Origin of the sequence: Bifidobacterium longum subsp. infantis ATCC 15697 = JCM 1222 = DSM 20088 (assembly GCF_000269965.1) — a bacterium.
GTDB lineage: Bacteria > Actinomycetota > Actinomycetes > Actinomycetales > Bifidobacteriaceae > Bifidobacterium > Bifidobacterium infantis.
In genome coordinates this window covers 2116830-2142641 of record NC_017219.1, presented here as the reverse complement: position 1 = coordinate 2142641, position 25812 = coordinate 2116830, and the positions used below count along the sequence as shown (strand labels likewise).

Here is a 25812-nt window from a genome sequence, read left to right as displayed (position 1 = left end):
TGCGGTTTTGCATGGAAGGGAATTCCAAATATTCCTATATTCGAGGTGTTCAACTGTCCTGGTTTGCGAAAAAGAGCCGAAATCGGCTACCGGGACAGAAAAATCTGGCCCGGTAGCCACGTCAATCGATTGACATGGCCACCGGGCCAAAATATGCGGCAGATGCGCCGCTTCTGTTACTTCAGGGCTTTGAAACCGATGTCGTGGCGGTAGAACAGTCCGCGCAGCTCGAGCGTGTCGATGATCGCGTAGACCTTGTCTTGGGCGGACTTGATGTCCGGGGCGGAGGTTTCGACGAGCAGGACACGGCCGGAGTTGGCAATCAGGCCACCCTTGTCGTCGGAGGTGACGCCGGCATAGTAGACATGCGAATTCTCGTCGACCTCGATTTCGGGCACACGGGCACCCTTGATGACATTCTCCGGGTAGCCGTTGGAGGCGATGACCACGCCGAGGGTGGCGTTGGACTCATTCCACGTGAATTCGGGGGTTTCGCCGTTGAGCATGGCGGCGATGGCGGCACCGAGGTCGGAGGTGAGCTTCGGGAGCACGACTTCGGTTTCCGGGTCGCCGAAACGGGCGTTGAATTCGATGACCTTCGGGCCGTCGGCGGTGGCGATCAGGCCGGCGTACAGGATGCCGGTGAACGGCGTGCCTTCCTCGGCCATGCCTTCGACGGTGGGGCGCACGATGGTCTCGATGGCCTCGTCGATCACGGACTGCGGAATCTGCGGAACCGGGCTGTAGGCGCCCATGCCACCGGTGTTCGGGCCCTCGTCGCCGTCATGGGCGCGCTTGTGATCCTGCGAGATCGGCATCGGCCAGAAATCGGTGCCGTTGACGAAACTCATCAGGGAGAACTCCTGACCTTCCAGGAAATCCTCGATGACGACCTTGGCGCCGGCGACGCCGAAGCGGTGGTCGATGAAGATGTCCTCGAGCGCGCGCTGGGCGGTGTGCTCGTCCATGGCCACGGTCACGCCCTTGCCGGCGGCCAGTCCGTCGGCCTTGATGACGATCGGGGCGCCATGCTCGTGCACGTACGCCTGCGCCATCTCCAGGTCGATGAAGGTCTGGTAGTGGGCGGTCGGGATGTCATGACGCTCCATGAGCTGCTTGGCGAAGTTCTTGGAGCCTTCAATCTGGGCGGCGGCCTTGGAGGGGCCGAACGCCTTGATGCCCGCGGCGGCGAAATCGTCCACGATGCCTTCGATCAGCGGGACTTCCGGGCCTACGAACACCCAGTCATAGCCATTATTCTTCACGAATTCGATAAGTGCGGCGTGGTTCGACTGGCTCAGCTGCGTGATGTGGATGCCGTCCCTGACCATGCCCGGATTGCCGGGCGCCACGGTGACCTCATCGACGCTCGGCGCTTTGAGCAGCGTGTAGGCAATGGTGTGCTCACGCGCACCGGAGCCGATAACCAATACTTTCTGACCCATGTTGTTCCTTTCCTGCGGAAAGCGAGTTACTTCAGTACGATTTGCGTGCCGGTGGTGTCGGCAGTGATCTGGCCGAGCACATAGGCGGGCTCGTTGTTATCGGCGAGCAGCTTCAGCGCCTCGTCCTTGCGAGCGGGGTCGATGGCCAGCACCATGCCGATGCCCATGTTGAAGATGTTGTACATCTCCTTGTGATCGATGTTGCCAGCCTTCTCCAGCACGTCGAAAATCGGGAGCACAGGCCAGGTGCCGAGCTCGATCTCGGCGGCCAGGCCGTCCGGGATCATGCGCGGGATGTTCTCGATGAAGCCACCGCCGGTGATGTGGGCCACGCCCTTGACCACGCCCGCCTTGAACAGCGGGGAGAGGGCCTTGACGTAGATCTTGGTGGGGGTGAGCAACACGTCGCCGAGCTTTTCGCCGCCCAGCTCGTCGAGCTTGGTGTCCACGGTGTAGCCAGCCTGCTCGAACAGGGCCTTGCGCACCAGGGAGAAGCCGTTGGAGTGTACGCCGGTGGAGGGCAGGCCGATGAGCACGTCGCCTTCAACGATGGTGGAACCGTCCACGATGGCGGACTTTTCGGCAACGCCGATCGAGAATCCGGCGAGATCGTACTCGTCCTCGTCGTACATGCCCGGCATTTCGGCGGTTTCGCCGCCGACCAGCGCGGAACCGGCCTGTACACAGCCGTCGGCCACACCGGCCACGACCTGCTCAAGCAGTGCCGGGTCGTTCTTGCCGCAGGCGATGTAGTCAAGGAAGAACAACGGCTCGGCTCCCTGGGCGGCGATGTCGTTGACGCACATGGCCACGCAGTCGATGCCGATGGTGTTGTGCTTGTTGGCCAGCTTGGCGACCATGAGCTTGGTGCCCACGCCGTCGGTGCCGGAGATGAGAACCGGCTCCTTGTATCCCAGGGAGGCCAGGTCGAACAGACCGCCGAAACCGCCGATACCGCCAACTACGCCAGGGCGGTTCGTGCGGGCCACGTGCGACTTGATACGCTTGACGACTTCGTACCCGGCTTCGACGCTCACGCCGGCGTTCTCATATGCTTTTGGCATTTGGTTGGCCTTTCTACTTATTTTGGCTCCCCTCTGGAGGGGGGGGCTGTCGGCAAAGCCGACTGAGGGGAGGCAAGCGCCTCTGGTTCAAAGAATTGTTATTGAGTGGATTGGTGGTGAGCTATTCGGCTTCCGGCTGCACGGTGTTGTATTCGTTGCCGATGTACTTGCTCTTGTACAGCGCGAATTCGGGCAGGCGCACGCGGTCTTCGGGCGTGAGGGATTTCAGGAAGTCGGTCTCATAGTCGTCGAGCGCGGTGGGGTAGTCGCCGTTGAAGTAGGCGACGCACAGGCCTCCGTAAGGGGCGTCGGCGTTCAGGCCGATCGATTCGACCAGACCGTCCAGCGACAGGTAGGCCAGCGAGTCGGCACCGATGTATTCGCGGATCTCCTCGACGCTTTTCTCGGCGGCGATGAGTTCCTTGGTGGTGGAGATGTCGATGCCGTAGAAGCACGGGTATTTGAGTGGCGGCGAGCTGATGCGCATGTGCACTTCGGCGGCGCCGGCTTCGCGCAGCAGCTGCACGATGCGCTTGGAGGTGGTGCCACGCACGATCGAATCGTCGATGACGACCACGCGCTTGCCTTTGACCACGCCACGCACGGCGGACAGCTTCATGCGCACGCCCTGTTCGCGCAGTTCCTGTGTGGGCTGGATGAAGGTGCGGGCCACGTACTGGTTCTTGATCAGACCCATTTCGTTGGGCAGCCCGGCGGCCTCCGCGTAGCCGGACGCCGCGGACAGGGAGGAGTTCGGCACGCCGATGACCATATCGGCCTCGACCGGGGACTCCTGCGCCAGACGCGCGCCCATGCGCTTGCGGGCGGAGTGCACGTTGACGCCGTAGATGTCGGAATCCGGACGGGCGAAGTAGATGTATTCCATCGAGCAGATGGCCAGCTGCGTGTTGTTGGTGTACTGCACGATCTTGTAGCCGTGGTCGTTGACCACCACGATTTCGCCGGGGCGGATGTTGCGCACCAGTTCGGCGCCGACCACGTCGAGGGCGCAGGTTTCGGAGGCGAGCACGTAGGCGCCGTTCTTCATCTTGCCGAGGGAGAGCGGGCGGAAGCCGTTCGGGTCGAGTGCGCCGATCATGGCGTCTTCGGTCATCAGCAGGTAGGCGAAACCGCCATGCACCGTGTTGAGCGCTTCCTTGAGCTTGTCCATAAAGGTGCGCTGCATCGAACGGCGAATCAAGTGCATCAGCACTTCGGTGTCGGAGTTCGAATGGAAGATGGCGCCTTCGTCTTCAAGCTTGCGGCGCAGTGACGGGCAGTTCGTCAGGTTGCCGTTATGGCACAGAGCCACGTCGCCGTCATGGAAGCGGAAGATGAACGGCTGGATGTTGTCCGTGGTGCCCGAGCCGGCCGTTGCGTAACGCACGTGGCCGATGGCGCAATTGCCCTTCAGTCGTTCGATTTCGCGCTCATCGCCGAACACCTGGGTGAGCAGGCCGAGTCCGCGATGACCGATGAGATGACCGTTATCGTTGGAGACGATGCCGGCACCTTCCTGACCGCGATGCTGCAGCGCGTGCAGGCCAAAATAGGTGAGTCGTGAGGCGTCGGGGTGGCCCCATACGCCGAAGATGCCACATTCCTCATGAATGTCTTCGAGTTCAGCCGACAAGCCAAAGCTCCTTTTTCAAACAGGGGATTAACTATCTGCCAACCCTACCAATCGGCGGCTACATCGCGTGTTGTGGGGTGGTGGAACTTGTTGGGGTTCGCGGACGCGGTTTAAGCACCAGATCAGTTGAGTATGAATAGTGGCTTAGGATTTTGGCCTTTCGTCGTATGAATCCGGTGTTTGTTTTTCGGCTTCGTCTCAGTGCCTGAAATGGCTGAAGAACTCGATGGTCTCGGGATCCTGCGACTCGTCCATCACCTCGGCGGGTGTGCCGTTCTCGGCGATGACGCCGTGACGGAGCAGTACGATGCGGTCGGCCGCGTCGTGGGCGAAGCTCATTTCGTGCGTGGCCATGAGGATTGTGGTGCCTTGGGCCTTTAACTCGGCAACCATGTTGAGCACTTCGCCGACCAGCATCGGATCAAGAGCAGATGTGATCTCGTCAAGCAGCAGCAGTTCCGGGTCGGTCATCAGTGCGCGCGCAATCGCCACGCGCTGCTGCTGGCCGCCAGAGAGCTGATCAGGGTAGGCGCTGGCTTTATCGCGCATGCCGATGCGTTCAAGCAGTTCCATAGCGCGGGTTTCGGCGCGATCCTTGCTCCAGTGGTGAACCTTGATTGCGGCAAGGGTCACGTTCCTGAGCACCGACATGTGGGGGAAGAGGTTGAACTGCTGGAACACCACGCCGATACGTGCGCGAATCTTGTCCTGATCGGCACGCGGGTCGGTGATATCGGTATTGCCCAGCCAAATCTGGCCGTCATCGACCTGCTCAAGCAGGTTGACGCATTTCATCAATGTGGATTTGCCCGAACCGGAAGGCCCCAGCAAAGCCACCACCTCATGTTGGTGAATGTCAAAGGAAATGCCACGCAGCACCTGCGTGTTTCCAAAGGATTTGCGCACGTCATCAAGACGCAGCACCGTCTTGTTGCTCACGGGGGAGTCACTCGCCTCGGTGTTGATATTGGTTATTCCGCTCATACCGTTCCTCCGCTGAGTTCGCGTTTACGCAGACGTTCCGTGTACCAGTCGTTCAGCAGGATGAACGGCACGCTCATCAGGATGAACAGCAGGCTGGCGACCACATACGGCGTGAAGTTGTAGGTGCTGGCCACGTCGATCTGTGCGGCGCGCACGGCATCCACCGCACCCAGCACGGAAATCAGGCCGACGTCCTTTTGCATGGAGATGAAGTCATTCATCAGTGCGGGCGCGACTTTGCGCAATGCCTGAGGAATGACGATCAGTCGGGTCGTCTGGCCGGAGGTCAGGCCCAACGAGCGGGCCGAGGCTCGCTGAGAAGGATGTACGTCGTTAAAACCGGCACGCAGCACCTCGGAGACGTAGGCGCTGTATCCCATTACCACTGCAATGGTGCCGAGTACCGAGGGATCGATACGGCCGAACAAGCCTAGGCCGGGAATGCCGAAACCGATTAGATACAGCACGACGATAATAGGCACGCCGCGCATCACAGTCGTGTAGATCAATGCCAGGATACGCAGCGGGAACAGAATAGGGGAGCGGCTGGTGCGCACCAATGCGATCAGCGTGCTTAGAATCGCCACGCCGACCACTGCGACGAGCAGAACGCGGATGTTGAGCCATAGGCCGTCAAGCACATGGGGAAACGATTTGACGAAGTATTCGCCGGAGAAGAAGGTCTCCTTGACTCGTGGCCAGCCGGGGGAGAGCTTCAGGCCGATGACGATGACCACAACGAACACAATGGTGCTGATCAGACTGGTAATCGTCGATTGAATTTGCTGATGAACACGATATTGGCGTCGTCTGAGCTCGACCTGACTTACCTCGTGTCCGTCAGGGGCATTGTGCTGCCTGGTTTCGGTTGGTGCTGCGGTCATGTGATGAATGTCGCTCGCTTCCTGAATGCCGGAATGGCCGGGTGTCACAGGAAAATTTCCGCAGCGTCCGGCCAAGGTGTTGTGACCTTATGATGTGAGCCTACTCCACTTACTTCTTCAGTTCGGTCAGGTCGGTGGTGTACTCGGCCAGCCACTTGTCCTGAAGCTTCTTGATGGTGCCGTCGGCGTTCAGGTCATCCACTGCCTTGGTCACGGCTGCAGTTAGCTTGGAATCCTTCGGCAGCACGATGCCCATGCCGCTCTTGTCTTCGGAGTCAGGCAGACGGCCGAGCACCTTGGCGTCCTTGACCTGCTCGGACTGCACCATGTACACGCATTCCACGGTGCTGGTGACCAGTGCGTCGATTTGACCGGCGTCAAGTGCCTGAGCCAGTGCGGCATCATCATTGAACGTCTGGATGTCGTCCTTGATGTTCGCCTTGGCGTAGTCGTAGGCAAGGGTGCCGACCATGACGCCCACGGTCGCATTCTTCAGATCGGATACCTTGGTGGCGTTGGCGAACTTGCTGTCTTTCTTGACCACGACGGACTGGCTGTCGTTGTAGTAGCTGGACGAGAAGTCAACGGCCTTCTTGCGCTCGTCGGTGATGCCGAACTGCTGGATGTTGAGATCCCAGTCCTTGGCGCCGGGAGCGATGGCGGTGTCGAATGCGGTGCGGGTCCACACCACGTCGCTCTTCTTGAAACCGAGCTTGTCGGCCACTGCGTAGGCGACGGCCGCCTCGTAGCCCTCACCGCTTTCCGGCTTGTCGTTCATAACCCACGGCTCGTAGGCCGGCTGTCCGGTGGCGATGGTCAGCTTGCCCGGCTTGTACGTCTGCTGGGTGATGTCGTTCGAATCGGCGGAATTGGATGCGGTGGACTGGCCGGAACCGCAGGCTGCGGTGAACGACAGAGCCAGGATGCTGGCGGTGGACGCAATGGTACGGACGATGTGTTGCTTATTGAACATGGGCTTCCTCTCCTCAAGTGTTCGTCATGCACACGGTTCAAAGTCGTGCTTGATGCATGCGCGCCAATTGTATGGCTATTGGGTTACTACAAAACAGTGATATTCTCGGATGCTGGTTATCTCCATTGCTTATGGCCGGCTAGAGCCGCGCAATCTGGCGCGTAAGCGAACGGATATCTCATATTGGCGCAGAGCGAAATGGCGTTCACTGTTCGAGTGTGAAGCCGTCGAATACGAATCCCGGACTGACCACACAGGAGACCAGCGCATCGCCCTGGCCAGGCACTGTGCGCTGCCAGACGCCAGCCGGTACGACCGCATGTCCCGATACGGTTACGTCGGCCTGATCGGTGGTGATGCCGGAACCCAGGGTGATTACGGTTCGCTTGGATTCGTCGGATTCCGGAGTCTCGCCGCTGCCGCCGAGTTCCAGCTTGACCGATGCCGGGCCATGCCACAGCCAGACCTCATCCGCATCGACCTTATGCCAGGTGCTGGCATCTCCCTCGGGCAGCAGGAAGTAAATCAGTGACGATAGCGGTCGGCTTGAGGCCTCATCCGTGTGCGGGGATTGCCAGTCACGCGTGTACCAGCCGCCTTCGGGGTGGGCTTCCAGTCCAAGGCGTTCCACTATGGACCGGGCGTATGGACTCATGTCTCGCAAAGCGACGCTCATAATGAGATCTCCTGTTCTTGGCGGGTTTGCTGGTTTTTGGCTTCTTGATATCAGGTCGGGTCAGCGGTGTCACCAGACGTTGTTGTAGGCTTCGCGCCCGGATATCACCGTGGCTCGGTTCGTGCCTGCACCGTGCTTCACCAGTGTTTCCAGCGTTTCTTCGATGCCGGCCGGAGATGATGTGTCGACGGGGATGTCGAAGAACGCGAAATCAGCCAATGCGCCCGCGTTGATCTGTCCAATGCGGTTTCGGCCCACGTGCATACCCATGGAGGCGGCACCGCCCAGCGTCATCATACGAATCAGGCGATGTGTCAGATCGTCGCTGGCATAGCCTTGTTCGCGGGCCAGGTCGTAAAGCATCGACACGTCATCAAGCAGATCGAGGGTCGGCGTGCTGGAGAGCGAATCGGTGCCCACGCTTACCAGATTACCTTCCTCGAGGTATTCGCGCACCGGTGCATCTTTGCCGGTGTTGGTAATGCGATTCGATCGGGGGCACAAGGCCACGCCCACGCCGCGCTGACGTAGAATACGCCGATCCTCGCCATTGGCCCACACGCCGTGTGCAATGTGCACATCCGGGCCAAGCGAGCCAAGCTGATCGACGAACTGGATGGCGGAGGCACCTTTGCCCACGTCTTTGAGCTGCCGGTAGCTTTCCCAATCGTGGTCACGCCAGTCGGACGCCGAATAAGTGGTGAGCACCGGCGGATAAGTGCCGGCCTCGAGCGGGGTCTCCGCCAGATGGATATGCAGTCGCATGTTCAGCTGACGAGCAATGTCTGGAAGATCAACGAACGGTTCGGACTCCAGCGTATACGGAGCATGCGGGCTGATGCCGAGGTTCGGCAGCTGCTCCTCGTTCATCCGGCGCAACTGCCGGATGAGCTCGGTGCGGCCCTTTTCCATCCATTCGTCGTTGTGCCAGCCCATTACCTCCCAATAAGCGATGCCGTGCATGCCCTGCGAAGCCAGCGCGCCGGCGGCGTCCAAATCGGTGACGATGTCTGCGGCGGCCGTCGTTCCCGATTCGACCATCTGGCGAGCACCGTCCTCGGCCCACTGCTTCCATGGCTGGGTCTTCTGCGCCTCGGCGTACACCTCGTTGAATGCCAGTTCCCAGGCGCGGAACCGATCGTAGGTGCCTTGCCCGACCTGCACCATGCCGCTGTACTGCAGATGAGTGTGCGCGTTGACCAATCCGGGGGTGAGCACCCCATCCCAATGCCGTTCACGGATGGTGCCGTGAGACGTCATTTCCTGCTTCAGCGCCTCCAGCACCCAGCGGCGTTTACCTACATGAACCACGCGGTCGCCATGTATGGCAACTGCGCCATCGATGATGACGGGGCCCGTCACGGGGATGATGAGTTTGGCAGAATACAGTGTCACATCATCGATAAGCTCGGTATCGACGGTCGGCCAGGTGTTGTCGGTCATATTCTCCTCGCTGCGTTGTGTTCGGTGCCGTGTCTATGGCTATCGGTCGGCGTTCTCTCGGTCGTTTTCCGCGAATCTGGTCAGTCGCCAATCGTAGCCGTTGTCCTCCACGGCATGGCTGGCTCGGTATCCGCGCGCCTTGAGCGCGCTGGCGGCGATGCGCTGGTCGGTCGCTGCGTCAAGTCTGATAAGCGTGTGATCCAGTGTGCCTCGATGTTCCAGAAGATATGCGACGGCGCTGGCCTGTACGGCGAAGCTCAGATCCATGATCTCGATTGGATTGCCGCCTCCCACCGTGTAGTTCACGCCATCGCCGTCGGCGATTAGCGTGAGCGTTGGTCCGTCGGGAACAATGAGTTGCGCGGTGTCCCTGTTGACCTGTGGGGTGAAGTCGCTTACCTCGTCCAAGGCGATTTCGTTGGCGATGCCGCCGATCACTGCGAGCGCCGCGCCCTCGTGCATTGCGCGCATGTGCTCAAGTGTGACTGTATGTCTCACGCCAGTGGCGGACACCACCATATCCGCGCAAGGGAGTGCCTCGTCAATGTCTTGTGCGGCGAAGCCGTCGAACACCGCTTTGAGTGAAGCCACTGGATCGATATCGCAGATGGTGACTTCGGCTCCAAGCGCGCGAATACGCCGTGCGAAGCCTTGGCCGACCGGGCCGTAGCCGATGACGGTGACGTTCTTACCGTCGAATGCATGCTCGCCGAGAATGCGCTGCATGGTGGTCACGCATGTCTCCCCAGTGCCGTGGGCGTTGTCGAATCCGGTTTTCAGCACACTGTCGTTAACGGCTACGACCGGGTAGGTGAGCGCTCCCGCTTCCTGCATCTGCTGGAACGCGCGTACGCCACTGGTCGTTTCCTCGGCCACTCCAATGAGGTTCGCCGTGAGTTCGGGGCGTTCGAACGAGGCGAGACGGGCGAAGCTGGCACCATCGTCGATGATGATGTTCGGCTGTATCTTGTCCAGCAGGCGCAGGGCTGCCTCGTGCGCCTGTTCCGCGGTCCAGGCTCGGCTGGATTCGACCGTGATTCCTTCCCGGCGCAGCTGTTCCGCCACTCGGGGATCCGTGGAATCCGGGCCGCAATATACGCCGACGATTGCGCCGGCGGCCTTAAGCTTGCGCAGCAGAATCGCGGTTTTTGGCTCCAGTATCAGGCAGACGGCAATACGAATGCCTGAGAAATCGACGCGGGTGGTGAGGTCATCCATGGTGTCGCGTAATACCGGCATGTGCTGTTCCGCGTACTCCATTGCCTCCAGCCCACTTGCCGTGCGCATGTCGGCAATGGAATCAATGCTTTGTGTGCCGTCACATAGGAATTCCTCGCTGTGCCCGTCAGTCATCGTGGCATCTTCGACGGTCATGCCCCATTGCTGGGCCTGAAACTTGATTTCGGCATGCTCCTGCGGCTCCGGAATCGCGAGGCGGGCTCCTGCCAGTGATCGATTCGTTTTCTGGGATCGGGCTGCCGCCCACGCCGCAAAATCGCTGTCTGCCGTAATGCTTTTCTTCATATTCCCCATGGTACGCATGCATGCCGCTGCTCTGCCGCTGCGTGTGTGGTGTGGGTGAAGAGCATGCTTGGGCGCGTTGCGTGCGTCGACTTCGGCAGCTTCGAACAGGCATGTTGCATCGAACAAATGTTCGACCGTATTGATATGCTGGCCGGGACGGCGGTGGTAAGGAGGTGATGGCGATGGGCAGCGGAACGGTATCGACGCAACGCGAGCATACCTATATTGCCATTGATCTCAAGTCCTTCTATGCCTCGGTGGAGTGCGCGGCGCGCGGACTCGACCCGTTGACCACGCATCTGGTGGTGGCCGATGAAACCCGCACCGATAAGACAATATGTTTGGCGGTCTCACCCTCGCTGAAGAACTATGGCATTCCCGGTCGTGCGCGGCTATTCGAGGTAAAACAGCGCCTGAATGGAGTCAACATCGAGCGCGCGGTCCATGCTCCCGGCGGCCGATTAATCGGGGAGTCCTGCGATGCGCGCGACCTGGAACGCTCGCCGAGACTCAAAGCCTCGATGGTCATCGCCAAGCCGCGCATGGCGCACTATTTGGAGGTCAGCGGGCAGGTATATGGCATCTACCTCAAATACGCCGCACCCGAGCACATCCATGTCTACTCGATTGACGAGGTGTTCATCGACGTCACGCCATATCTGCGCTCGCTGGGTATGGGGCCGCATGCCATGGCGCGAACCATCGTGCGCGAAATTCTCGATGAAACCGGCATCACCGCCACTGCCGGCATCGGCTCCAACATGTATCTGGCCAAAGTCGCCATGGATATCGTCGCCAAGCACATGCCCGCGGATCGCGACGGCGTGCGCATCGCCGAATTGGATGAAATGTCATACCGCCGGCTGCTCTGGAACCATCGTCCCCTCACCGATTTCTGGCGGGTAGGGCGTGGATATGCCCGAAAACTCGAGCGCGCCGGATTGACGACCATGGGGGATATCGCCCGATGCTCGGTGGGTCGTGCTTCGGATTACTACAACGAAGACCTGCTGTATCGCATGTTCGGTGTCAATGCCGAACTGCTCATCGACCATGCGTGGGGCTGGGAGCCGTGCGAAATCGCAGATATCCGATCCTATGAGCCAGGTGCGCACAGCATCAGCAGCGGGCAGGTGCTCACCGGGCCCGCCGATTGGCATACGGCTCGGCTGATCGCCAAGGAGATGGCCGATGCGCTCGCCCTCGATTTGGTCGATAAGGGGGTGATGACGAATCGGCTGACACTGGCGGTCGGCTATGACATTGGCAGTCTCGATGCTTCGAAGCTTGATTCATGCGCAGACCGGGCGATGAGGCGTGCCGCCGAACGCGCGGCAAAGACCTATCAAGGGCCGGTGACCGTTGACCGTTTCGGTCGTCGGGTGCCTAAGTCGGCCGTGGGGTCGATTGGATTGGGTGATTTTACGTCGTCTGCCGCACGTATTCGCGAGGCGATGACCATGCTGTACGAGCGTATTGTGGATGCGCGGTTGCTGGTGCGTCGACTCACGGTTGTTGCCGATGATGTGGCCACGCCCAAAGAACTGGCGGCGGGCAAACGCTATGAGCAGCTTGATTTGTTCGGTGATGATGGCGATATGCGATATGACTGTGATAGCACGGAATCCGGTGGCGACGGAAGCGGGCGTATGCCGGCTTGTGGGGACGATGCCGCCGCACAGACGTTGGCTCGAGAGCATGATATTCAGCGTGCGCTGCTGGATGTGAAACGTAAATTCGGCCGCAACGCCGTCATCAAAGCCATGGATATGGAAGACGGCGCCACCGGTCAGGACCGCAACCGTCAGATCGGAGGCCATCGCGCATGACCCTGCAAGAGACCCGGGCATACGACGACATCATCAACCTGCCCCATCACCAGTCGCGCAAGCATCCGCACATGTCCCGCCACCAGCGGGCCGCGCAGTTCATGCCGTTCGCGGCCCTGACCGGTTACAACCAAGTCATCAAGCAAACAGCAAAAAACGCCGAAACCGCCATCGCCCAGGCCGAGGCCCAAGGCGATACCGATTTCGGTGCTTAACAATCGCTCCCGTTGGAGGAAATCTCAGATTCGTCAGCCCACGTGACGCGAGAACCGGCCGACAGCGGCTGACCCTTGCGGTACTTGCCGGTCAGCAGACCCTGTGCGAGCGGGGAGAAGGTGATGATGCCGATGTCGAGCTTGCGGCAGGTGCCCATGATCTCGTGCTCGATGTAACGGTCGTTCAGGTTGTACTGCGGCTGAACCACGGTGATCGGGTACAGGTTGTAGCGGTCGATGATGCGCCGGGCTTCCTCGAGGCGAGCCGAACCCCACTCTTCGGAGACGCCGTAGTACAGCACCTTGCCCTGGGCGACCAGGTCTCTCATACTGCTTCAGCGTCTCGCCGAGGAAGCGTTCGGCGGCGCCGCCCGAGTAAGCGTCCGCGCAGTCGAAGAAGTTGACGCCGGAATCGTAGGCGAGCTTCACGGTCTACTTGGCCATATCCTCGGCCGCTATGCCCTTGAGATCCGTGACCCAGCTGCCCAGCGCGACCTCACTGATCCTCAGTCCCGACTTGCCAACATTGCGATACTGCATATGTGCTCCTTGCTGACCAATCGCCACCGCCGTCTTTCCATAGCCAGTCGTGAGCGTTAACAATTCTTATTGAGGCAGCTCAACCCCGCTTGGACGCAAATTGGCGGCTACTGCGACACGCCGGTTGTAGTCCTGTGAAACTTGCCGCAATCGATAACTACTAAAATATGAGTAGTTATTGGCTTCTTGGGCCGAAATTGCTAGTATATTAGTATGTTTTCTTTGTTAGATGAGCCTATGCCTGGGGATGTTTCGGCTGCGATTGCCGAACGCATGGTTGCCAGGCGCAAAGAGCATAAGTTATCGCAAACGGCTCTGGCTAGAAAATCCGGTGTGAGTCTTGGCTCAATCAGACGGTTCGAGCAGCAGCACGAAATTTCGTTGACGGCGCTCATCAATATCGCGTTTGTGCTGAGTTGCGAGCAGGATTTTGAGACACTGTTTTCACAGCCGTACTATGCAACTATCGATGATGTCATTGCTGCGCGGGAGAGGGAAGCGCGATGAGCGAGACAGTACCGTTGGATTTATCGGTTGATCGGGTACGGGTGTTTTTGGATGGTGAAATTGTTGGCTCGCTGACGCTGTCGCCGGCAAAAACAGTGGCGTTCTCGTACGAAAGCTCGTGGTTGTCCAGTGGATTCAGCATAAGTCCGCTGAGTCTGCCATTGCGTGAGGGGGTCTTTGTCGCCAAAAGAGATCCATTGCATGGTTTGTTTGGGGTGTTCGATGACAGTATGCCAGACGGGTGGGGGCGTTTGCTTACGGATCGTCTTCTGCGCCAGAGAGGAATAGATCCTTACTCTATCGGAACCTTGACGAGGCTGTCCATTGTGGGATCAAGCGGCATGGGAGCCTTGGAATATGAACCAGCAGCGGTTATTGAAAATAGCGTTGCAGCTACCGACTTGGACGATATAGCGAGAGAGTGCGCGAATCTTCTGGAAACTGATTTTTCTGAGGATTTGGATCAGCTTTTTGCACTTGGTGGCTCGTCCGGTGGCGCGCGGCCGAAAATTCTGACTGAGGTTGATGGAGAAGAATGGATTATCAAATTCCCCTCATCCGTAGACTCGGCGAATATCGGAGAACAGGAGTATCAAATTTCTGTACTTGCGCGCGAGTGCGGCATTGATATGCCGGAAACTCGTTTGTTCGCATCAGCGCAATGTTCTGGATATTTCGGTGTCCGGCGGTTTGACCGTACACGGGATGACGATGGCACCGAACATAAGGTGCATATGATTTCCGCCGGCGGATTGCTGGAAACGTCGCATCGTATTCCCAATTTGGATTACGGACTATTGATGCGGCTGACTATGCGTGTTTGCAACAGTACAGAGGAATGCGAGCGGTTGTACCGTCTCATGTGCTTTAACGTGCTCATCGGAAACCGCGACGATCATGCGAAGAATTTCTCTTATCTCTATGATCGTTCTCGCCAAGCGTGGAGATTGTCGCCTGGATATGATTTGACAGAGAATCCCGGGATAAACGGCGAGCACACCACTTCGGTTAATGGTAAGGGGAAGAACATCACTATTGCGGATTTGGCTAGTGTCGGTGTGAAGGCTGGTATTTCGCGGGCGCGCTGTATTGCTATTGCCAATGAAATGCAAGATAGGATTCGTGATACTGGGTTTGCCGTCCGAGATTGATGGTTTCGCCATGCTTAGTTTTTCCAATACGCATTCTCTAGCACGTTTGCCTTTTGAAAAGCTTCGCGATAGGCGGTGATAAGGTCCGGCAAACGCATTGAGGCGTTGGCCGGACTGGTGGAGGGCAGTTGGGTCATGCCGATGGCGATACCGGCTTCGGTCAGGCGCGGCTCGATAAGTTTGCGGTAAAGTTGCGCTGATTTCGCGCCGGTTGTGAAGATGTGGGCGATTGGAGCGCCGCGCAAGATTGGTGCCAAGTCGTTGGGCGCGGCATTGCGGATGCTGGCATCGCTGGCTCCGGTGATATCGCAAGAAGCAATGACATCCCATAACGCAATGTGGTGGCGCAGAGCAAACGCACGACGGGACTCAGGTAAATCGCCGACAGCGTCAGTAGGATCAGCGGAGTTGGCAAACAGCGCCTGCAACACCGGCCAAAACCGGTTCCGCGGATGCATATAGTAAAACGCCGCTTTTCGGGATTTCGGGCTCGGCATCGACCCCAGAATCAGCACCCGCGACTCGCCATCCCACACCGGCCCAAACCCATGCTCCACATGTTCGCTCATGGTTTCCATCCTAAATCGGGCGATTGAGCGCACGAGGCAATCAGGCCGAGAACTGTTTGCCGAATTCCGAGAAGAGCTGACGGCGGGCGAAGACGAGCAGGCCGAGCAGCATCAGCAGGGAGACCAGCCCGCTGACCATCACCAGCACATCCCACGGAGCCCAGCCGAGCGGAATGAACGTCAGAGGCAGCAGACCAGCGACGATGTCGAACGCCAGATACTTGGCGTACTGGTCAATGGCCTTGGTCCTCAGCACGATAAGCAGCACCACGTCAAAGACCAGCGAAACCAGACACGTGATCGGTATGACGAACATGGTGACGACATGATTCATCGTCGCGACAAACCAGACCAGCGCAATCGCCAGCATGATATAGAAATATCGAAACATGAGTCGAAGCGGCCGTGGCGCGTGCAGAATCGCACTGTTGACGAACAGCACGCTGATGATCAGCGCGGCCGCCGAAGCGCCGACGATCGGCGCCGGCCACGACCACAGATAGGCGAAGAACCCGAGCAGCAACAGGATCGCACCGGCGACGAACGTGATGATCTCCACCGTCAGACGCCTCGGACGCAGATAGATCTGCTGCGCGGGGAATGCGGCGGGAGAGGCCTCGCCGTGCAATTCGTTCTGGCAGAGCGGGCAACGGGCCATATCGCCGGTGAAATCGACGCTGCAGGCATCGCAATGCTTCATGCCGACGCTCCTTTCTCCACATGCACGCCAGCGATGTTCATAAGGCCGCTGATGCCCTGCGTGGCGAGAATCCGACACAGGTTCTTGATGACGTTCAGATCATGGTAGATGGTGGAGATGCCGATGCTCAGGTCGTCGCCGAACGAGCAGACCGTGAAATTAAGGCTGGCCGGTGTAGTGAGGAAGCTCACCGAACGCACATGGCGCGCGAGTCGTTCGTCCAAGGTGACTCGGCCAAGGTTCGAGACGGTGGTCGTGGTTTCGCGGTCGGTGATGAACCGGGCCAGCTCCAGCACCCAGTCCTTGGCAGGGGAGGGCGCGAGACGCAGCACCGGATTCTTTTCCAGCGCAATCATGCGGTTCATATGCGATTCGACGCGCTCGCGACTGGTGGCATGGCCGAGCTGCTCCTGCACATGGCGGGCGATGTCGGCCAACGGCTCATCGGTCAGCAACCCACCCATACCGTTGCCGTGCGCGGTGCGGGCGGCGGACTGCTGGCCGTCGCCGGTCGCGTCTGGGCCCGTTGCGGAAGTTTTCGCGGAGTCCTCATCGGCTTCGATATCGGCCGGCGTGTACGCCACGTAAGTCATGCCGTAGAAGTTGCGCACGGTCTCCGACCTGAAGAAGGCGCGCAAGTCGACCGGAATATCCACGCGAATCGCGCGATTGCGGGCGCGCGAGGGCATGACGTCGCGAATCGCGCACAGTATCGCGGCGATGAGGTAGGAGGTGAGGCTCACTCCGCACTGATGTGCTGCACCAAGCATCTTGCTGGCGCTGACGTGATATTCCATGAACGTGGGCGCGTCCCGGTCGATAGGGCCGGACAGCCGGTAGATCTTCGTGCCGGGCGCGGCACCGGCCTTGTCTTTCTCGTAGTATTTGTCGAAGCTGTTTTCGGCTTTGTCGCTATCCGAACCGTCATAATCCGAAGGCACGCCCGGCACGTCGTACCGCTCGGCGATGTAGGCGTGCAGCAGTGACTTGAACAGGTTGATGGCGCCGCGACCGTCCGAAATGATGTGCGAGACCTCGAGATTGACACGATTGCGGAAATAGCTCACGCGGAACAGCATGCTTTTGGGCCCGTAATGCAGTCGCGAGCATATCGGCAGATGTTCCGGCTCCACCAGCGGCCGGCCATCTGACTGTTCGAGGTAATGCCAGAACATGCCGTTGAGCAGGTGCACGTTGAAGCTCGGGAACTGGGCGATGGCATGGTCGAGCGCGTGCTGCAGGATGTCCGGGGCGATGTCGTCCTCCAGCTCAGCCGAATAGCGGAACACGGTCTGCGAGGAGCGGCCAGCCTGGGAGGAGTAGAACTTGCCGATGTTGTCTAGTCGGTACCAAGTACGTCTTGCCACGCGTCGCCTCCCTCCGGTGCGTTGGCGGTGGTGCCGGTGCCGGGAGCCGGTTCCAGCGGTGTGCCGTCGAGGAAATGCTCGATGATTCGGTAGGTGGTGGCCACCAGTCCCACGGCCGACGTGTTGAGTAGGTAGCCGTGGATGCCATCGTGAATCCTGTAACAGGAGACGTTGTCGTTCACCAATTGCAGACGACGGGCGTACGCTTCGTCCTCGTCTCTGAGCGGGCAGTATTCGGCGGACAACACCAGCGTGCGCGGCTGATTGCTCAGGTCATGCGCGGTGAGCGGCGCGAAATACGGATTGGTCAGGTCGGCCACGGACGAACGGTACATGTCGATGTAGTCGGCCATGTCCTGTGCGGTGAGGATGTAGTCGGTGCCGTTGGTCCGCACCGATTCGAATGGGCTGGTCTCGGGATTGTAGTCGTTGCCGACCACCGGATACAGCAGCATCTGCGCCTGCGGCATGAACTCGCCGCGGTCGCGGGCCATGAGCGATACGGCGGCCACGATATTGCCGCCGGCGCTGTCGCCGAACAAGGTGATGCCGTCGGTGCCGGACGCGGATGACGACGACCGTTCGCGGCATAGACGCCGCGCCACCTCATAACATTCCTCGACCGCCACGGGGAACCGGTACTCGGGGGACAGACGGTACTCGACCGCGACCACTCGACGCTGCAGCCGAACCGCCATATGGGCGCACGCCTGCGCGTACAGGTCGATGCCTCCGGTGCACCAGCCACCGCCGTGGACGAACAGGATCGTGCCCCGTGGCGTGATGTTGCCGGCGTCATCGGCCGAAGCGCCGGCAACGATGGCACCGACGGCATCGGCGCCGGGGAAGGCCGTCCCATACGGGGCGATCGGCGTGAACGTGCGCAGCGGCACCTCGTGCCCGTCCGGCATGGGGACGGCGGCGTCTTCGATGCGGCATTTCGGGTTCGGCGGCGTCTGCTTGGCGACCAGCGCCTCGGCAGCGCGTTGGATCCTATAGGTTTTCCTCACGTTGGGTTTGATGAGGGTGGCGGCCTTCATCGCGGCGAGCAATGCTTCGTTAATCGGCATGACGGCAGGTCCTTTCAACGTCGGGTTCGCGGTGCATACGATTCGGCAACGACAGGGGGAGGAAACCCGATCGGGCTTCCTCCCCCTGGCTGTCCATCGGACACGGTTCGGGCGTCCGGGCGATCAGGCGGCGAAGTATTCCACGCCGGCCTCGAAGATCGGCTGGTACTTGTTGCCGGGCACGTTGACGTACAGGCCGTTGCCGGAACGCTCCGAGTGACCCATCTTGCCAAACACGCGGCCGTCCGGGCTGGTGATGCCCTCGATGGCGAGCAGCGAGCCGTTCGGGTTCACGTCCAGATCCATGCCGGGGGTGCCGGTCTCGTCCACGTACTGCGTGGCGATCTGGCCGTTGGCCCTGAGCTGGGCGAGTACCTCGTCGGAGGCCACGAAGCGGCCCTCGCCGTGGGAGATGGCCACGGTGTGGATGTCGCCGACCGAAGTCTTGGACAGCCACGGGGAGAGGTCGGAGGCCACGCGCGTGCGGACCAGTCGGCTCTGGTGGCGGCCGATGGTGTTGAAGGTCAGCGTCGGGCAGGCGTCGGTCATCGGCACGATGTCGCCGTACGGCACCAGACCCAGCTTGACGAGCGCCTGGAAGCCGTTGCAGATGCCGAGCATCAGGCCGTCGCGGTTCTTCAACAGGTCACGCACGGCCTCGGTGACGGCCGGCGCGCGGAAGAACGCGGTGATGAACTTGGCGGAACCGTCCGGCTCGTCGCCGCCGGAGAAGCCGCCCGGGATCATCACGATCTGGCTCTTGTTGATCTCATCGACCAACGCCTGCGTGGATTCGGCGACGGCGGCCGGCGTCAGGTTGTTGACGATCAGCGTGGTCACGTCGGCGCCGGCGCGCTCGAAGGCGGCGGCGGAATCGTACTCGCAGTTGTTGCCCGGGAACACCGGGATCACCACATGCGGCTTGGCCACGGAAGAGCCGACGTACACGGTCTTCTTCGGCGCGTGGAAGTCGATGGTCTCGACGGTCGCGCCCTTGTCCTCGCCCTTGGAACGGTACGGGAACACGGATTCGATGCCGGACTCCCAAGCTTCCTGCACAGCGTCCAGGTCCAGCGTCTCGCCGGCGGCCTTGAACACGTACTCGGAGGTGGTGGTGCCGATTTCGCCGATCTCGACCAAATTGGAGACGGCCGGAAGCTTGGCATCGTCCGCCAGCTCGACGATGAACGAACCGTATGCCGGGGTGAACAGGTCGTCCACGGCGATGCTGTTGTTCAGGGTCACGCCGATGCGGTTGCCGAGCGTCATCTTGAACAGGGCTTCGGCGGTGGCGCCATAGCCCGGCGTGGAGACGGCCAGGGCATCGTGGAAGTCGGTGAGCTCCTCGATCACGGAGAACGCCTCAAGCAGCGCATCCTTGTCCGGGGTCAGACCGTCGGCCAGGTAGCGCGGTGCGATGCGCACGATACGGTGATCGGCGTCCTTGAACTCGGGGGAGGTGGCGCGCTTCATGTTGCCCACGGCCACGGCGAAGGAGATCAGCGTCGGCGGCACGTCGAGATCCTCGAACGAACCGGACATGGAGTCCTTGCCGCCGATGGCGCCGGCGCCCAGGTCCACCTGGGCCATCAGCGCGCCGAGCACGGCGGCCGCCGGCTTGCCCCAGCGTTCCGGCTCGTCGCGCAGCTTCTCGAAGTACTCCTGGAAGCTCAGGTAGGCCTTCTCATGCTCGAAGCCGGCTGCGACCAGCTTGGCCAGCGACTCGACCACGGACAGGTAGGCGCCGGTGAACTGGTTCTTGGACATGATGTACGGGTTGAAGCCCCACGCCATCGCCGAGGCGGTGGTGGTCTCGCCGAACACCGGCAGCTTGGCGACCATGGCCATGTTCGGGGTGAGCTGACGCTTGCCGCCGAACGGCATGAGCACGGTGCCCGCGCCAATGGTGGAGTCGAAGCGCTCCGAAAGGCCCTTGTTGGAGGCCACGTTGATGTCGGTGACCAGCTCGTTCATGCGCTCGGCCAGCGTGCCCTCGCCCCACGGGGTCTCGTAGGACTGCTGTGCCTCGACATGCACGGTCTGGTGCTTGGAAGCGCCGTTGGAGGCCAGGAACTCACGGGACAGATTCACGATCTTGTCGCCGTTCCAGGTCATCACCATGCGCGGGTCCTCGGTCACGGTGGCGATCACCGTGGCTTCGAGGTTCTCTTCGCGGGCGTAGGCCAGGAACTCGTCCACGTCCTCGGCGGCCACGTCCACGGCCATGCGCTCCTGGGATTCGGAGATGGCCAGCTCGGTGCCGTCCAGGCCCTCGTACTTTTTGGGCACGGTGTTGAGGTCCACGAACAGGCCGTCGGCCAACTCGCCGACCGCCACGGACACGCCACCCGCGCCGAAGTCGTTGCAGCGCTTGATCAGACGGCAGGCATCGCCGCGGCGGAACAGACGCTGCAGCTTGCGCTCCACCGGAGCGTTACCCTTCTGCACCTCGGCGCCGTCGAGTTCGAGCGATTCCACGTTATGCGCCTTGGACGAACCGGTGGCGCCACCGATGCCGTCACGGCCGGTGCGGCCGCCCAAGAGGATGATCTTGTCGCCGGGGGCCGGGGTTTCGCGGCGCACATGGTCGGCCGGGGTGGCGGCCACGACCGCACCCACCTCCATGCGCTTGGCCACGTAGCCGGGGTGGTAGATCTCGTCGACCTGACCGGTGGCCAGACCGATCTGGTTGCCGTAGGAGCTGTAGCCGGCTGCGGCGGTGGTCACGAGCTTGCGCTGGGGGAGCTTGCCTTCCAGCGTCTCGGAGACCGGCACGGTCGGGTCCGCGGCGCCGGTGACGCGCATCGCCTGATACACGTAGGAGCGGCCGGACAGAGGATCGCGGATGCAGCCGCCGATGCAGGTGGCCGCGCCGCCGAACGGTTCGATTTCGGTGGGGTGGTTGTGGGTCTCGTTCTTGAACAGGAACAGCCAGTCCTCGTCGTGGCCGTTCACGTCAACCTTGACCTTGACGGTGCAGGCGTTGATTTCCTCGGACTCGTCGAGGCCTGTAAGGATGCCGTTCTTCTTGAGCCATTTGGCGCCGATGGTGCCCATGTCCATGAGGCAGACGGGCTTGGCATCGCGGCCGAGCTCGTGGCGCATCGCCAGATAACGCTCGAAGGCGGCCTTGACGGTGGCGTCATCGATGGTCACTTCGTCCAGCTCAGTGCCGAACGTGGTGTGACGGCAGTGGTCGGACCAGTAGGTGTCGATCACCTTGATCTCGGTGATGGTGGGTTCGCGGCCCTCCTCGCTGAAGTACTTCTGGCAGAATTCGAGGTCGGCCAGGTCCATGGCCAGACCGCGCTCGTCGATGAACCGCTGACCGGCCTCGGCGTCCATCTCGTTGAATCCCGTGAGCGTCTCGACCTTGCCGGGCACCGGCACCTGGGTCTTCAGGGTTTCCTTGGTCTCCAGGCTGGCCTCGCGGGCCTCGACCGGGTTGATTACGTAATGCTTGATGGTGTCCACGTCGGCGTCGGTCAGGTCACCTTCCAGCGCGTACAGCTTGGCGGAGCGGACCGTCGGGCGCTCGCCCTGGGAGATGAGCTGGATGCATTCGGCGGCGGAGTCGGCGCGCTGGTCGAACTGACCAGGCAGGAACTCGGTGGCGAAGACCTTGGCTCCGGCGAAGTCGGGCAGGTCGTAGGCCACATTGTCCACCTGGGGTTCGCTGAACACGGTGGGCACGGTCTGGTCGAACAGTTCCTGGGAGATGCCTTCGACGTCATAGCGGTTCACGATGCGCAGGGCCTTGAGGCCGTTCAGTCCGAGGATTGTGCGCAGTTCGCCCGCAAGCTGCTGGGCTTCGACATCAAAGCCGGGCTTCTTTTCCACGTACACGCGAAAAACCATGGAAATCCTTTCTTGAAATTATTGAAAAATTGAAGAAGTGCGGTAAAAGAACTTGGCTCCCCTCTCTGAGGGGAGCTGTCAGCGGAGCTGACTGAGGAGAGTTGTCATGGCGGTGAACGTCTTGACCTCCCCTCAGTCGCCTATCGGCGACAGCTCCCCTCAGAGAGGGGAGCCAGCTGTATGTTCTGCTACCTGCACCTAAACGACTTATTCGGCGACTTCGATGCCTTCGGACTTGGCGAGTTCGGCGAGGCGCTCCTCGATCTCTTCGTAGGCCGGGATGATGCTGCCGAGACCACGGCGGAACAGGTCCTTGTCAAGGTGCTCGACCTTGCCGGAGTGGTCCTTCTGGTCCCACAGACGGCAGGAATCCGGGGTGATCTCGTCGGCCAACAGCAGCGTGCCGTCGGTGGCGCGGCCCATTTCGATCTTGAAGTCGACCAGCTTGACGTCGATCTTGGCGAAGATCTCGATCAGGGCCTCGTTGATCTTGCGGGCCAGCGGGGCGATCTCGGCGAGATCCTCGCGAGTGCATACGTCGAGGGCCACCAGGTCATCGTCGTTGACGAACGGATCGTGCAGATCATCGTTCTTCAGGAAGTACTCAAGCACCGGCTCCTTGAGCGGCAGCCCTTCCTCCACGCCCAGACGGGAGCAGAAGTGGCCGGCGGCCACGTTGCGCAGCACGATCTCCAACGGGAACATGTTCACCTTGCGCACCAGCTGGCCGGTGTCGTTCACTCGCTTGATGAGGTGGCTGTCGATACCGCGCTTCTTGAGCAGGTCGAAGATGATGGTGGTGATGAGGTTGTTCAGGCGGCCTTTGCCGGTGAAGTCTTCCTTCTTTTCACCATCGCCAGCGGTGGCGGTGTTCTTGTATTCGACCCACAGAACCTCTGGATCGTCGGTTGCGTACAGTTGCTTGGCCTTGCCCTCGTAGAGCTTTTCCAGCTTCTCCATGACTCACCTTTCAGGAGTGGAATTTCTGGGTGAACTAACGGTAAAAGGGTACCAATCGAGGGCTACAACAACACTCAGCATGACGCTACGATGCGGTCAGCGCATCATACGTCGCTGCATCGAACGGCCATACGCTGTTGGGATGGCGGAGGCGGACGGTATTGGTCCGACAATCGACTCATTGCCGGTCGCATAGTCGTTCGGCGTAACAGTATCTACGCAAGCGCGCGGACACTCAGGTGTTCGTCAATAGACAAAACGTGAGTGTACGGCCGCGCACGCACGATAATGGGAGTGACGAAATGGTGCAAGGAGGTTCGTCATGATCGATCATATTGGTTTGTTTGTTTCCGACGCCGCACAGTACGCGGATTTCTACGAGAAGCTGCTGGCCCCGCTGGGTTACGTCAAGAAAGTGGCGTACCCGACCGCCGTGTGCTTTGCCAATGACGAGGATGGCGACAGCGTTTGGCTGGAGTCTCCGAAGGACGGCAACCCGGTGGTGCCGTCTCATGTGGCGTTCCGCGCCAAGGATGAGGACGCCGTCAAGGCGTTCCATGAGGCCGGTCTCGCCTCTGGCGGTACCGACAACGGCGCTCCGGGCCCGCGCCCGAACTATGGCCCCACGTATTACGCCGCGTTCATCCACGACCCGGACGGCAATAATATTGAGGCCATGCTGAGCTGATCAGGCCGTGGACTACTCCACGGTAATCGTCAACGCATCGGCAACACGGCCGGCCTTGGCACGGGCGTCGGCTTCGGACTCGCCGACGGCCAGTGCCACGGCCATACGACGGTGGCCATGCACTTCGGGCTTGGCAAAAATGCGCAGGTCCGTGCCGGGTCCGGCCAGAGCAGCGGCCACATCGGTGAACTCGGCCTCACCGTCGCCGGCCACCACAATCGCATGGCTTGCCGCCACCGAGCCGGCCGGAATCGTGAGCGCCACATGTTCGGGGGTGATCGGCAGGCCGAGAATCGCGCGGGCGTGCAGCGCGAACTCGCTCAGACGCTGGGAGGTCATCGTCACCATACCGGTATCGTGAGGACGGGGGGAGACCTCGTTGAACAGAATCGAGCCGTCGGTGAGCACGAACAGCTCCACGCCGAATACGCCCCAACCGGTTTCGCCGGTCGCCTGAGCCTTGGCCACCAAGCCTTCAACGGCGGTACGTGCGATGTCGCGCGCCCGCTCGGCCTCGCCATCGGGCTCGGTAGCCGGCTGCCAGGACTCGCGGTAATCGCCGGACTCCTGACGTTGGCCGATCGGCGCGCACGTCACAATGCCGGCGGACGAAGAAACGGTCAGTACCGTCAGCTCACGCTCCAGCGGGGCAAGCGCCTCAACGATCACGCGCGACACATCGCCCTCATCGGCGGCGCGGCGGCCCTCCTGCGCTTCGGTCCAAGCGGCATCGATGGCGTCGGCGGAACGCACCACCGACTGGCCGTGACCAGACGAGCTCATCACCGGCTTGACCACGCACGGATAGCCGACTTCCGAAGCTCCGGCGTGCAGCTCTTCCAGCGAGCCGGCAAAACGATACGGTGTGGTCGGCAAGCCCAATTCTTCGTGGGCCAGTACGCGCAGACGCTCCCGATCCATGCAAATCGCGGCGATTTCGGCGCTCGGCACCACCTGGGCGCCCGCGGCCGCAGCACCGGCCAGCACATCGGTGGCGATGGCCTCTACCTCGGGCACGATGATGTCCGGCTTGATTTCATCGAACAATGCCTGCAATTCGGCGGCATTCGCCATATCCAACGCGCGGTATTCATGCGCCACCTGCTGGGCCGGAGCGCCGGCATAGGAGTCAGCAGCACACACCCATGCGCCCAGTCGCATGAGTTCAAGTGTGACCTCCTTGCCCAGCTCGCCAGCGCCCAAAAACAGCACGCGGGTGGGGTGCTTGCCCAGCGGTGTGCCCAGCGGGCGGTTGGCTGTGCGAGTTGCGGGGGGGACGGCGGAAGTCTCGGCGGGAATTGCGGGAGAGGAGGCGGAAGTCACGGCAGTATTCACGGCGTTTTCAGTCATACCCACATTCTGCCATGACGCGATGATTTCGGTATGTCGCGTGAGCGGAGTGCCTCGCGCGGCCAAAATTACGGGCGGAATATCCGGCTTCATGGGGCGGTAATGAGTCCATGGGGCGGTTTGTTGGTTTTGTGAAACCGCGGAATTAAGCCGTTTTGCCTTACCGCCCCATGGGAATTTCACCGCCCCATGGGGTAAATACCGCCCCATGGGCAGGTTACCGCCCCATGAAGATTCAGATGCCCGTAACCCGCCATAAATACTGCGTATAGACACGCCATTGCGTGTGTAACAGAGCCGTCGTACCTTAGCAATCACCGGCCGATGAAGTATGGGGCGGTCGGGCCAACATTTTTGGATGCGACATATAGCGAATAGCGGC

The 25812-nt window shown here is 60.7% G+C and carries 22 protein-coding genes and 1 pseudogene; 5 read left to right on the top strand and 18 right to left on the bottom strand.

The window, feature by feature from the left end:
• Positions 1-176: 176 nt before the first annotated feature.
• The 9 genes from purD to BLIJ_RS10140 all read right to left on the bottom strand — a co-directional run bounded on the left by purD (position 177) and on the right by BLIJ_RS10140 (position 10644).
• Positions 177-1445, bottom strand: coding sequence for a phosphoribosylamine--glycine ligase (gene purD / locus BLIJ_RS10180; protein ID WP_012578235.1), 1269 nt, complete (start codon positions 1443-1445; stop codon positions 177-179).
• 26 nt (positions 1446-1471) lie between these two features.
• Entirely contained in the window at positions 1472-2509 is a 1038-nt protein-coding gene (gene purM, locus BLIJ_RS10175) for a phosphoribosylformylglycinamidine cyclo-ligase (protein ID WP_012578234.1), read from the bottom strand.
• Between the two features lie 121 nt (positions 2510-2630).
• On the bottom strand, positions 2631-4142 hold the full coding sequence (gene purF / locus BLIJ_RS10170; protein ID WP_012578233.1) for an amidophosphoribosyltransferase: 1512 nt from the start codon (positions 4140-4142) through the stop codon (positions 2631-2633).
• Between the two features lie 198 nt (positions 4143-4340).
• Entirely contained in the window at positions 4341-5126 is a 786-nt protein-coding gene (locus BLIJ_RS10165) for an amino acid ABC transporter ATP-binding protein (RefSeq protein ID WP_012578232.1), read from the bottom strand.
• Positions 5123-6010, bottom strand: a complete 888-nt coding sequence (locus BLIJ_RS10160) for an amino acid ABC transporter permease (RefSeq protein ID WP_012578231.1) — start codon at positions 6008-6010, stop codon at positions 5123-5125. The genes BLIJ_RS10165 and BLIJ_RS10160 overlap by 4 nt, the downstream gene beginning before the upstream one ends.
• A 109-nt stretch (positions 6011-6119) precedes the next feature.
• On the bottom strand, positions 6120-6983 hold the full coding sequence (locus BLIJ_RS10155) for an ABC transporter substrate-binding protein (protein WP_012578230.1): 864 nt from the start codon (positions 6981-6983) through the stop codon (positions 6120-6122).
• Positions 6984-7188: 205 nt separating this feature from the next.
• Positions 7189-7659, bottom strand: coding sequence for a cupin domain-containing protein (locus tag BLIJ_RS10150; protein WP_012578229.1), 471 nt, complete (start codon positions 7657-7659; stop codon positions 7189-7191).
• Positions 7660-7728: 69 nt separating this feature from the next.
• Complete coding sequence (locus BLIJ_RS10145) at positions 7729-9102, bottom strand: amidohydrolase family protein (protein WP_012578228.1); 1374 nt, start codon at positions 9100-9102, stop codon at positions 7729-7731.
• A 39-nt stretch (positions 9103-9141) separates the two neighbouring features.
• Positions 9142-10644, bottom strand: a complete 1503-nt coding sequence (locus BLIJ_RS10140; RefSeq protein ID WP_014485086.1) for an adenosylhomocysteinase — start codon at positions 10642-10644, stop codon at positions 9142-9144.
• Positions 10645-10808: 164 nt separating this feature from the next.
• Between BLIJ_RS10140 and BLIJ_RS10135 the strand changes: the two genes are divergently transcribed.
• Entirely contained in the window at positions 10809-12455 is a 1647-nt protein-coding gene (locus BLIJ_RS10135) for a Y-family DNA polymerase (RefSeq protein ID WP_012578226.1), read from the top strand.
• Positions 12452-12670 (top strand): hypothetical protein, encoded by a 219-nt coding sequence (locus BLIJ_RS10130; RefSeq protein ID WP_012578225.1) that lies wholly within the window; start codon positions 12452-12454, stop codon positions 12668-12670. The genes BLIJ_RS10135 and BLIJ_RS10130 overlap by 4 nt, the downstream gene beginning before the upstream one ends.
• Here the strand turns inward: BLIJ_RS10130 and BLIJ_RS15095 are convergent.
• Positions 12667-12999: an aldo/keto reductase gene (locus tag BLIJ_RS15095; protein ID WP_014485085.1), complete on the bottom strand. Its 333-nt coding sequence runs from the start codon at positions 12997-12999 to the stop codon at positions 12667-12669. The genes BLIJ_RS10130 and BLIJ_RS15095 overlap by 4 nt on opposite strands.
• Positions 13000-13011: 12 nt before the next feature.
• A pseudogene (locus BLIJ_RS15210) lies at positions 13012-13099 on the bottom strand (aldo/keto reductase); the annotation flags it as partial.
• Positions 13100-13423: 324 nt separating this feature from the next.
• Here BLIJ_RS15210 and BLIJ_RS10120 point away from each other — a divergent pair.
• Together BLIJ_RS10120 and BLIJ_RS10115 are read left to right on the top strand one after the other, a co-directional pair.
• Positions 13424-13717 carry a helix-turn-helix domain-containing protein gene (locus BLIJ_RS10120; RefSeq protein WP_012578224.1) on the top strand — a complete coding sequence of 98 codons (294 nt, stop codon included), beginning with the start codon at positions 13424-13426 and terminating at the stop codon, positions 13715-13717.
• The gene (locus BLIJ_RS10115; protein WP_012578223.1) at positions 13714-14868 is read left to right on the top strand and encodes a type II toxin-antitoxin system HipA family toxin; all 1155 of its coding nucleotides are present in this window, start codon (positions 13714-13716) and stop codon (positions 14866-14868) included. Before BLIJ_RS10120 ends, BLIJ_RS10115 begins: the two co-directional genes overlap by 4 nt.
• A gap of 14 nt (positions 14869-14882) precedes the next feature.
• On the opposite strand, the gene BLIJ_RS10110 is transcribed toward BLIJ_RS10115, so the two are convergent.
• From BLIJ_RS10110 to purC, 6 genes are all read right to left on the bottom strand, one after another.
• Entirely contained in the window at positions 14883-15446 is a 564-nt protein-coding gene (locus BLIJ_RS10110; protein ID WP_014485082.1) for a DNA-deoxyinosine glycosylase, read from the bottom strand.
• A gap of 31 nt (positions 15447-15477) precedes the next feature.
• Positions 15478-16137 (bottom strand): DUF6320 domain-containing protein, encoded by a 660-nt coding sequence (locus BLIJ_RS10105; protein WP_012578221.1) that lies wholly within the window; start codon positions 16135-16137, stop codon positions 15478-15480.
• Complete coding sequence (locus BLIJ_RS10100) at positions 16134-17504, bottom strand: hypothetical protein (RefSeq protein ID WP_012578220.1); 1371 nt, start codon at positions 17502-17504, stop codon at positions 16134-16136. Before BLIJ_RS10100 ends, BLIJ_RS10105 begins: the two co-directional genes overlap by 4 nt.
• Complete coding sequence (locus BLIJ_RS10095; RefSeq protein WP_012578219.1) at positions 17477-18574, bottom strand: alpha/beta hydrolase; 1098 nt, start codon at positions 18572-18574, stop codon at positions 17477-17479. Before BLIJ_RS10095 ends, BLIJ_RS10100 begins: the two co-directional genes overlap by 28 nt.
• Positions 18575-18697: 123 nt before the next feature.
• Positions 18698-22432, bottom strand: a complete 3735-nt coding sequence (locus BLIJ_RS10090) for a phosphoribosylformylglycinamidine synthase (RefSeq protein WP_012578218.1) — start codon at positions 22430-22432, stop codon at positions 18698-18700.
• A 207-nt stretch (positions 22433-22639) separates the two neighbouring features.
• Positions 22640-23392 (bottom strand): phosphoribosylaminoimidazolesuccinocarboxamide synthase, encoded by a 753-nt coding sequence (gene purC / locus BLIJ_RS10085; RefSeq protein WP_012578217.1) that lies wholly within the window; start codon positions 23390-23392, stop codon positions 22640-22642.
• A 322-nt stretch (positions 23393-23714) separates the two neighbouring features.
• Between purC and BLIJ_RS10080 the strand changes: the two genes are divergently transcribed.
• Positions 23715-24080: a VOC family protein gene (locus tag BLIJ_RS10080; protein WP_012578216.1), complete on the top strand. Its 366-nt coding sequence runs from the start codon at positions 23715-23717 to the stop codon at positions 24078-24080.
• A gap of 12 nt (positions 24081-24092) precedes the next feature.
• Here BLIJ_RS10080 and purT read toward each other — a convergent pair whose 3' ends face one another.
• Positions 24093-25430 carry a formate-dependent phosphoribosylglycinamide formyltransferase gene (gene purT, locus BLIJ_RS10075; RefSeq protein WP_012578215.1) on the bottom strand — a complete coding sequence of 446 codons (1338 nt, stop codon included), beginning with the start codon at positions 25428-25430 and terminating at the stop codon, positions 24093-24095.
• Positions 25431-25812: the final 382 nt, after the last annotated feature.